Consider the following 6,697-nt stretch of genomic DNA (forward strand, 5'->3'; position numbering starts at 1 on the left):
TAATTATCTCATTAATAAGGAAGTATGGAAATATACTCAGTTATTAACCGCTTACAATCAAACAACTTGTATAGAGATGATGGTCATAGAATTATTTTCAACACCATTTATCATAAATCCTGCTAAATCATAAGCGTAAATATCTCCGATGGTTCTTATATGATTTTGCTTAATATAAGAAAAAAATTTCTCATAAGTCGCGCTTAAATCCCAATTACCTTTGTGGATGCTATACAGATATTTTCCGGCAGGCTTTTGTTGATAGTAGGGGTTTTTGTAGGTTTTATTAACTCGAGTATACAGATGGGTTATGCGTTTACTATCAAATGACATAATGGCACCTAACTGATAATCGGTTTGTACGTTATAAGTATCACAAATCTCTTTGTATTTACGAAGTACAGAAATCAAAATTCTATCTTCATCGTCTTGATCTTCTTGTGAAATAGAAAATTCATTATGTGGTACAGCAAGCAGATGTTCTTTATCAAAAAAGTCAATTTGTGGTGTTGAATCTGTTGGATTGTGATATAAGCCCATGCTCATATTAAGAAGAGCGTTTTTTACCACAAACTGCATCTGTTCAATTTTTCTTTTTTCTTTTATTAAAGCTTCTTGCTGGTCTGACAACGTTTTGAGAATCGATGGGATATTTTGATGGCTCATACATTCTTTAATTTTGGCTAGTGAAGTGCCAGTTTTTTTGAAAATTGCAATAGCATAATAATCATAGAATTGCTCTGCATCATAGTATTGATAGCCGTTTTCAGCTTCGTATCTAGGCGTTAAAAGTCCAATGTCTTTATAGTGTCTTAATGTTTCTTTTGAAGTGTTGCACAGCTTTGCAAATTCACCAGATGAAATAGCATTTTTATGCATAGATATCCCCCTTATTAAGGTATAAAATTTACCGTTGACTGTGTGGTTACAACATGGATTATTATAGGTTAAGCAAGGCGAAAAAACAACATAAAAAATAAAAGAATCAAAGGAGAATACTATGAAGAAATATTTTAGAATTGGACTTGCAATAGTTGTTGTAGGCATTATTACCATAGGAATAGCCTATGGAGATACCATACTTTTAATTTATCGCTCAATCAATGCCTTTAAGGAGGAGCATTTAGCACATAGTTTTCAAACCATGTATGAAATACAGCCTTCAACAAAAATATCAAAAGGTGAAAAAGTATCAAAGTTTGAATATAATCTCGTTCCACTGATCGATACATTTAACTTCCGGGGAGAAGATTTAAGCACTGAAGCGTTTCTTCAAGAAACTAAAACATCTGGATTACTTGTCGTTGCTAATAATAAAATAGCGTATGAAAAATACTACTTAGGTTCAGACGAGAACACTCGTTTTTCTTCAAACTCTGTATGTAAATCTTTTGTGTCAGCTTTAGTGGGTGTTGCAATAGATGAAGGTTATATAGAAAGTGTAAATGATTCTGTCGCTAAATATATTAAAGAATTTAGAAATACGGAGATGGAAAAAATAACAATAAAAGATTGTTTGCAAATGTCATCAGGGATTGATTTTGATGAGGTCACTGATATGAGTAAGATTTCTATGACCAATATGTTTGGTATATCTAAAATGAAATCGATTGTTAAATTTGGACTTGCACATGAGCCGGGTACATATAGAGCCTATTCAAGCATCAATACAGATATCTTAGGAGAGATTGTTTCCAATGCAACAGGTTATAGCTTAAGTGACTATATGCAAGAAAAAATATGGTCCCAGATCGGTGTAGAGAAGGATGCTTATTGGACACTTAGTAATAATAAGGAACTTGCAAATGGTGGACTTCATATTTCCTTGAGAGATTATGCGCGATTTGGCAAGTTATATATGAATAATGGACTTTTTGAGGGGAAACAGATAATACCGGAAAGTTGGGTTAAAGATTCTATAGCAACAAATGCGCCTCACTTAAAAGCCCCTCATGATGGTAAACCATACAGTGAGCTGGGGTATGGATATCAATGGTGGATACCAGAAGGTGACCAGAATGAGTTTATGGCAATTGGTGTTTTTGGTCAATGGATATACATCAATCCTAACAAAAATGTAATCATTGTAAAAACTAGTGCGCACTCTGGATTTGAAGAAGATGATAATGAGAAGAAAACGCTTGAGCTTTTCAGAGCCATAACAAACAATGTATCCAATCAAGAGTCTCTATGGAGCTTGAGGGTCAATAAAGAATGATGAGATGCATTGTTAAATACAGGATAAGGCCAAGTAGGTTGATAGGATACCAACGAAATGAAGGGGGATTTTATGAAAGAATTTATTTATAGAAGATTAAAAAAATCTGATTATAATGAAGTACAAAATTTAATCAGCGATGCTTTTGGTCTGCATGATTATGTAGAAGATGAAAAAATGCTGGAAAAAGTAAAAAAAATGTATTTATGTTCCTGCCTTTCAGAACAGAAGTTTAGTAGGGTTGCCGTCCATAAAGGGAAAATAGTAGGAATCATTATGGGGGCAAGTAAGAATGATACGTTTAAAGGAACTAATCTATTAAATGCTCTCAAATTAATGTATTACACTCTTTTACTTTGTTTTGTAAAGAATCATAAAAGCATGGGGCACAATGAAGTTCACAAAGCGTATAGGGAACTCATTAAAGGGATGCAAAAGGATTTTGACGGTGTTTTAACTTTATTTGCTGTAAAAGAGGATGTACGAGGGAGGGGTCTAGGAAAAGCGTTGTTATCAAAACTAAGTACATATTATTCAGAGCATAATACGAATAGAATATACTTATATACCGATCATACCTGTAATTATGGTTTTTATGAGCATATGGGATTTCAGCGTCTTAAAGAAAAACGGGTTAACGTTCTACGTGAAAATAAAGAAAGTAAACTGGATGTTTATTTGTATGGCTTTAACATAAACAATGAATAGGGAGAAGATTATGGTTGATAAAAATAAAATAGTCATTAGAAAAGCAATAGAATCAGATAATATAAAACAAATCGCAAAGCTTATCTATTCCTCTGACCGGAACATTTATGGAGCCATGTTTGGTGATGAAAATTGTGCCTTTCAGATTTTACAGAAACTTATATGGACGCATACAATAAATATTAGTATTAAAAATTTAATTGTGGCACAATACGAAAAAGACATAGTAGGGATGCTTTGCTTTATTGAGGATGAGTATTTGGATGATAGAGAGGCTTATAAACAAGCTTTTTCAAAATTAGGAATCGATCTGCCAAAGTATTTTGATGAAGTTTTTGATGTTTACTGGCAAAAGATTATCAAAGAAGATTTTGCTCATTCCTATTATATATCGAATGTAGCTGTAGATAAAAATTATCAAAATTTAGGAATTGGAAAAATGCTTCTTAACTCTTTTAAAGAAGCCCATACAGATAAGCCTATAAGTCTTGATGTTGTAAAGGATAATGCTGCGGCCATTCACGCATACCTTAAAAGTGGTTTTGAGCCCATTGAAAAAGATAGCAGAAGCTCAGATTTGCCTGCACCACTAAGAATGGTGTTTAATAAAAGAGACATGGTTTAAACACTATATGGACTACTAGGTGACAGGAGAATCCTTGATGATAATAACCTAAAAAATAAAAAACAACAAAAGCTAGCACAAAGCCATCCCCCCTTAAAATGATGACTATGTGCTAGCTTCTTTTGGTGGCAAAACATAGGTACCATAAGGCATGACGAGTGGAATGAAAGGGTATAAGGCATCTCTTAAGCTAAGTGATAGGGGCTAAGTGGGCAGACCTGGCAGCTTGAGGTGAAAGAGATGCTACTGCATGTATCACGTAGAGCATAGAGGGTTAGCACATAGAACCTATGAACGAGCGGCTGGTAAGCCTTATGAAGTTTCATGCCAAACAGGCAAATTCTTGTGGACTTATGTAGAGATGATGCCCTTTGCAAGAGCACTGCCACATTACCCATTGCAAAGTTGGTGTAAGTCAAATGGCTAAAGGTTAGAAGGGGGAACTAATCTTTTTTCAGATGGCTTACAAGGTATAGGGGGAGAAACTTGCCTAGGATGTGTTTCAGCCCTTACACTTATATATATACGGACGAGAAGTGGAAATGCGTCGCAAAATCATAAAAAATTAAGAAAGCCCATAACGCGATTCAATGTAAGCTTGTTCCCGAGCTTCTAATTCTTTGATATTAAAATCATGGGTGTACATACGCATAAAGTTAGAGGTGGGTTTAGGAGGTGCTGTATAAGGTGATGGTCATACAGAAGCAGACGTATAGGAAGTGGCCTTGGGGGAGAAGGGAGCATACCTACCATCTAAGATGCTAAAAAACTTATCGAGACGGATAATCCAACCAAAGGCTGCTTTCCAAGTCCTTTTACCAGCGCGCCCACAGAGAAAGTCGGAAGCCTCGACTAAGGTAAAGGCTTTCTCAATTAGAGCAAGTGCATCTTCACTTTTTTGAGTAAGCTTGTGATAGAGCTGATCTAATTTAAGTTTACAGGCGTTATTTAGGCGAGTGATGGGGCTTAGACTCGGGCAGCATTTGTGAAAGAGGTCTATAATTTTATCATAAGGCGTAAGGGGGCAAGGAAAGAGGTTAGTTAATGAGTGAGCATGAGAAGATGTATGGACAGGCGTCGAGTCATGGTTTTGAGCATAAGCGGAATCAGTAAAAGCGCATGTTAAGTCTAGATTAGAATAAGTATTATGAGTAATTTTTGAAGAACTGGAGTCTTTGAAATATGGAAGTGCACTATCTTGATTTTCTAGAAGTTTATTGACGAGAGTATGGTTACGCTTATAGTAGGTGAGATTTCTAGAGCGGTCATAGTAGGAGAGGTAGAGTTTACCTTCAAAGGGGTCGCTACTTGCCTTATAAGCAGTTTTAGATTTATAAGCTATACCAATCTTACTAAAAGCTGTACGAAACTCAGCCTTTGTAAAACCTAATTCCTCTGTCCAGCTATCACCTGTATGATAGTGTTCATCTTCACATGGTCCTAGAAACTTATAAAAAGGTTTATTTCCTTTCTTGTTAAACCAATACTCAAGTTGGCATATAAGTAAGCTTGCTGTAACGCTTCCTGTAATAGTATTCAGTTCTGGACAGTATCTAAGATTTTTCATTTGTATTCCTCCCTAAATGATAGTTCTTTATTTACCTAACACTCTTTATATACGGATGAGTATCTAAAATGCGTCATCTTTTTTTGAAAATAGATCAAGAGGAGAAAGATTAGGATACAAATTTTAGATGCTGTAGTATTTGGTATTGTAGCGATCTATCCCTCAATACGATTAGGAATCTACTATTAACAAGCAAGAAAGAAAAATTTTAATTAAACATTTTATATGGGTCTATATTTTTCTTATATATTTATACTTAGCTTTAAACAAAGCAGGGATAGGGAGTATATGGGATATAGGAAAATATGACACCATTGTTAGATTAGAAGAAATCAATCTCATTCCTTTCCAAGCAGGTGGTTTTATGACACATATCTTAAATATTATCATGTTTATGCCGTTAGGATTTTTATTGCCTCTTATTTGGAAAAGCTTCAGAAATGGTGTAGGGGTGTTGGTTACAGGAGTGGGATTTTCACTGGCTATTGAAATAGCTCAGTTATTTAATAGAAGGCTAACGGATGTAGATGATTTAATAATGAATACAATGGGTACCCTTATAGGGTTTATTATATGGAAAGTTTTTACAAAAATTTTTAAGAGAAAAGAAGCTACTCATTTTTCATTACAGGTAAATGAGGGCGTAGTATATATAACGCTTTCGGTGTTGGGGACATTCTGCTTGCATATATAGCACGAACGATGACGTGTTACAAATCATGATAGGGTGTAGAAATAAAATAAATAGAATATGAAGTTGTAGAAATCGTATAGGGTTTTGCATTATAATTGGTGTAAGACGAAGATCAAGAAAGGAAAAAATATGAGAACACTAAAAACGTTAGAAGGCATTTCAGACGGTAAACTATATGATATAGAAGACTATGTAAAAGCAGATACATGTGGATGTAATGGGTGTTATACTTGCTGTCATCGAGTAGGAGATTTGGTGGAATTGACACCATTTGATGCTTATGAAATAGTAAATCATCTTAAAATATCCTTTGATGAGCTATTAGGCAATAAACTGGCACTTCAAAAAAACAATAAAATGATGTTACCTTATCTCAAGATGGAGGGAGAAACGGAGCATTGTAGCTTTTTAAATGAATTAGGGAGATGTAGTATACATGGACATCGCCCAAATATTTGTAGACTGTTTCCACTTGGTAGAGTTTATGAAAATGATGATTTTAAATATTTCTTACAAGTAGGAACATGTGTTATGCCAGACTTAAAAGAAGTAAAAGTGAGGGAATGGATTGGCATTGTCAATTATGATGAAAATAAGACTTTTATTTTGGCATGGTACAAATTATTAAAAGCCCTTAGGTTTAGAATGAAGTTTGTATATGATGAAGCAGAATTAGAAGAAATGAATAAGTATATACTAGACACCTTTTATCGTATAGAAGTAAAAGAGGGAGAAGACTTTTATACTGCATTTTTCAAGGTCTTGCCTGAGGCAAAACAGCGACTTGGTATAATCTAAAATATAAAAAAAAGCACTTAAAGGAATTATTCGATGATGCTACCTTTTTAGTAGACACGGTAAAAAAGACCGTGTCTATTTTTATGA

8 protein-coding genes are annotated in these 6,697 nt (G+C 34.5%); 6 read left to right on the forward strand and 2 right to left on the reverse strand.

The features are described 5' to 3' along the window. Positions 1-57 precede the first annotated feature (57 nt). Positions 58-879, reverse strand: a complete 822-nt coding sequence (locus ACLTBU_RS16750) for a MerR family transcriptional regulator (protein ID WP_249334481.1) — start codon at positions 877-879, stop codon at positions 58-60. A gap of 121 nt (positions 880-1,000) precedes the next feature. On the opposite strand from ACLTBU_RS16750, the gene ACLTBU_RS16755 reads away from it, so the two are divergent. The 4 genes from ACLTBU_RS16755 to ACLTBU_RS16770 all read left to right on the forward strand — a co-directional run bounded on the left by ACLTBU_RS16755 (position 1,001) and on the right by ACLTBU_RS16770 (position 3,978). Continuing rightward, entirely contained in the window at positions 1,001-2,218 is a 1,218-nt protein-coding gene (locus ACLTBU_RS16755; protein ID WP_249334482.1) for a serine hydrolase domain-containing protein, read from the forward strand. 72 nt (positions 2,219-2,290) lie between these two features. Beyond that, a complete protein-coding gene (locus ACLTBU_RS16760) occupies positions 2,291-2,926 on the forward strand; it encodes a GNAT family N-acetyltransferase (protein WP_412220125.1) in 636 nt (211 codons plus the stop codon). Between the two features lie 10 nt (positions 2,927-2,936). After that, positions 2,937-3,551, forward strand: a complete 615-nt coding sequence (locus ACLTBU_RS16765) for a GNAT family N-acetyltransferase (protein ID WP_249334485.1) — start codon at positions 2,937-2,939, stop codon at positions 3,549-3,551. Between the two features lie 250 nt (positions 3,552-3,801). Further along, entirely contained in the window at positions 3,802-3,978 is a 177-nt protein-coding gene (locus ACLTBU_RS16770) for a hypothetical protein (protein ID WP_249334487.1), read from the forward strand. Between the two features lie 267 nt (positions 3,979-4,245). Here the strand turns inward: ACLTBU_RS16770 and ACLTBU_RS16775 are convergent, their stop codons facing one another. Next, complete coding sequence (locus ACLTBU_RS16775; RefSeq protein ID WP_412220127.1) at positions 4,246-5,118, reverse strand: hypothetical protein; 873 nt, start codon at positions 5,116-5,118, stop codon at positions 4,246-4,248. 235 nt (positions 5,119-5,353) lie between these two features. On the opposite strand from ACLTBU_RS16775, the gene ACLTBU_RS16780 reads away from it, so the two are divergent. Next, the gene (locus ACLTBU_RS16780) at positions 5,354-5,812 is read left to right on the forward strand and encodes a VanZ family protein (protein ID WP_412220129.1); all 459 of its coding nucleotides are present in this window, start codon (positions 5,354-5,356) and stop codon (positions 5,810-5,812) included. A 129-nt stretch (positions 5,813-5,941) separates the two neighbouring features. Further along, positions 5,942-6,610: a YkgJ family cysteine cluster protein gene (locus ACLTBU_RS16785; RefSeq protein ID WP_249334490.1), complete on the forward strand. Its 669-nt coding sequence runs from the start codon at positions 5,942-5,944 to the stop codon at positions 6,608-6,610. Positions 6,611-6,697 lie beyond the last annotated feature (87 nt).

The sequence above is a fragment of the Zhenhengia sp. genome (assembly GCF_046966505.1).
GTDB lineage: Bacteria > Bacillota > Clostridia > Lachnospirales > Cellulosilyticaceae > Zhenhengia > Zhenhengia yiwuensis.